The organism is Dietzia sp. E1, assembly GCF_014145015.1.
GTDB classification, from domain to species: domain Bacteria; phylum Actinomycetota; class Actinomycetes; order Mycobacteriales; family Mycobacteriaceae; genus Dietzia; species Dietzia cinnamea_A.
In genome coordinates, this window is record NZ_JAALDU010000339.1 from 1 (window position 1) to 1,895 (window position 1,895).

Genomic DNA, 1,895 nt, shown 5'->3' on the forward strand with positions numbered 1-1,895 from the left:
GGGCGATCGCCAGCGCGGCCGGGTGCGCGGCCGGCGCGGGGCCGTCCTTGCGCGGTGCCTGCTTGGGCGAGGCGCTGTCGGACTCGCCGTTGCCCTTGCCGTTGCCGTTGCCGCCACGACGACGGCCGCGCTTGGCGCCCGGCTCGTCGGCGTTGTGCGACTCGGTGTGGAGGGGGTCGGCGTGGACGATCAGACCGCGACCCTGGCAGTGCTCACACGGCGTGGAGAACGCCTCGACCAGACCGGTGCCCAGCTTCTTCCGGGTGAGCTGGACCAGGCCGAGCGAGGTGACCTCGGAGACCTGGTGGCGGGTGCGGTCGCGGCCGAGGGCCTCGGTGAGGCGGCGCAGCACGAGGTCGCGATTCGCCTCGAGGACCATGTCGATGAAGTCGATGATCACCATGCCGCCCACATCCCGCAGGCGCAGCTGGCGCACGATCTCCTCGGCGGCCTCGAGGTTGTTCTTGGTGACGGTCTCCTCGAGGTTGCCGCCGGAGCCGGTGTACTTGCCGGTGTTGACGTCGATGACGGTCATGGCCTCGGTGCGGTCGATCACCAGGGAGCCACCGGAGGGCAGCCACACCTTGCGGTCGAGCGCCTTGGCCAGCTGCTCGTCGACCCGGTGGGTGGCGAACACGTCCACGTCGGGGTTGTCGTGGCGTTCGAGCCGGTCGACCATCTCGGGTGCCACGCGCGAGACGTAGCCGTGGACCGTGTTCCAGGACGTCTCGCCCTGGATGACGAGCTTGGAGAAGTCCTCGTTGAACAGGTCGCGGACGACCTTGACCAGCAGATCGGGCTCCTCGTACAGCGCCACGGGCGTGCCGGAACCGGACTCGGTGCGCTTGGCGGCCGCCTCGGAGATCTCCGTCCACTGCGCGGCGAGCCGCTCGACGTCGCGACCGATCTCCTCGGCGCTGACGCCCTCGGCGGCGGTGCGGATGATGACGCCGGAGCCCTCGGGGACGACCTCCTTGAGGATGCCCTTCAGGCGGCGCCGCTCGGTGTCGGGCAGCTTGCGCGAGATGCCGGTCGAGTTGCCGTCGGGGACGTAGACGAGGAACCGGCCGGCCAGCGAGATCTGGGTCGACAGGCGGGCGCCCTTCTGCCCGACGGGGTCCTTGGTCACCTGGACCAACACCATGTCGCCGGACTTGAGCGCCTGCTCGATCCGCCGGGCCTTACCGCCGAGTCCGGCGGCCTCCCAGTTGACCTCGCCGGCGTAGAGCACGCCGTTGCGGCCGCGTCCGATGTCGACGAACGCCGCCTCCATGCTGGGCAGGACGTTCTGCACGCGGCCGAGGTAGACGTTGCCGACCATCGAGCGGGCGGACTCGGTGGTGACGAAGTGCTCGACGAGCACCTTGTCCTCGAGGACGCCGACCTGGGTCATGAGGCCCTTGCCGTCGGTGCGCTGCTTCTCGCGGACCACCATGACGCGGTCCACGGCCTCGCGGCGGGCGAGGAACTCGGCCTCGGACAGGATCGGCTGGCGGCGACGGCCGGCCTCACGGCCGTCGCGTCGACGCTGGCGCTTGGCCTCGAGTCGGGTCGAGCCGGTGATGCCCTGGACCTCGTCGGAGGACGTGCTGGAGCCCTGTCCCGCGCGCCCGGTGCGGCGGCGTGGGTCGCGCTCGTGAACCTCGGTGTGGGGCGGGTCGTCGCTGGAGGTCTGGGCGTCGTCGGCGCCGGAACCCCCACCACGACGACGACGACGGCGACGCCTCCTCGAGCCCGACGGGGCGCCCGAGGAGTCGTCGGACTCGTCCGCGTCGTCGTCTCCGGACTCGTCCTGCCCGTCGGCGTCGTCGGCCGTCCGGTCCGCGGCGTCGTCGGAGCGGTCGCGGCCGGTCCCGCGGGCGGCCGTCGCGGTGTCGTCGGACGCGTCTGCGCCG

Annotated in this window: 1 protein-coding gene; it reads right to left on the minus strand. The window is 71.8% G+C overall.

The genetic code is table 11. The annotated features are described in order from the left end of the window. On the minus strand, positions 1-1,895 hold a 1,895-nt coding region (locus G6030_RS11370), incomplete at both ends, for an Rne/Rng family ribonuclease (protein WP_182643197.1).